Genomic DNA, 783 nt, shown 5'->3' on the forward strand with positions numbered 1-783 from the left:
CGTTTTCATGCGCCTGAACTCTCTGGGAGAGCGGTATTTCAGCGCGCTGTGTGGATGCTGCTCGTTGTAATGTTCGAAAGCGATTGCCAGGTTACGTAGCGCCGTTTCGCGGTTCGGACGAGGCATGTGGGCCACGTAGTCGCGTTTGATGGTCTTCACGAAGCTCTCGGCCATGCCATTACTCTGCGGGCTGCGAACCGGCGTCGTGACAGGCTGCAAGCCGATTTGCTGTGCAAAGAGCCGAGTCTGCTCTGCGATATAGGCCGAGCCATTATCGCTCAGCCACTGCACAGGCGTGCTGGGCAGCTGATCGCCAAACCGCTTCTCCACGCTTTCCAGCATCAAGTCGCGAACATCGTCGCCACTGTAGCCTGTCGGGCTGGCGACCCAGCCAATCGCCTCTCGGTCGCAGCAGTCCAAGGCGAAGCTCACACTCAACTTGGCGCCGTCGTCGCAGCGAAATTCAAACCCATCGGAACACCATCGGGTGTTGCTAGTAGCAACAGCAACGCGACCTTCATGCTTTCGAGCAACACCAGGCTGTTTTACACGACGTGCCAGCAAAAGTCGGTGGTCACGCATCACGCGGTAGACCCGCTTCACATTGATTGTAGGCAGTGCCAACTGCTCGCGGGATCGGCGTAGCAGGCCCCACATTCGGCGATAACCATACGTGGGAAGATCACCGAGATGCTCCCGAATTTCTGCAACTACAGCCGTATCGTCTGAATGCCGAGCACGCCGGGCCTTTGGCTGCGCGCCTTGTTTGAGCCKATCTGTTTT

1 protein-coding gene is annotated in these 783 nt (G+C 57.9%); it reads right to left on the minus strand.

The genetic code is table 11. From position 1 onward, the window contains the following. Positions 1-783 (minus strand): IS3 family transposase (locus tag AD664_RS27440; RefSeq protein WP_053143629.1); only part of this gene is annotated, 783 nt, incomplete at both ends.

Source organism: Pseudomonas sp. P97.38, from assembly GCF_001269745.1.
GTDB lineage: Bacteria > Pseudomonadota > Gammaproteobacteria > Pseudomonadales > Pseudomonadaceae > Aquipseudomonas > Aquipseudomonas chlororaphis_E.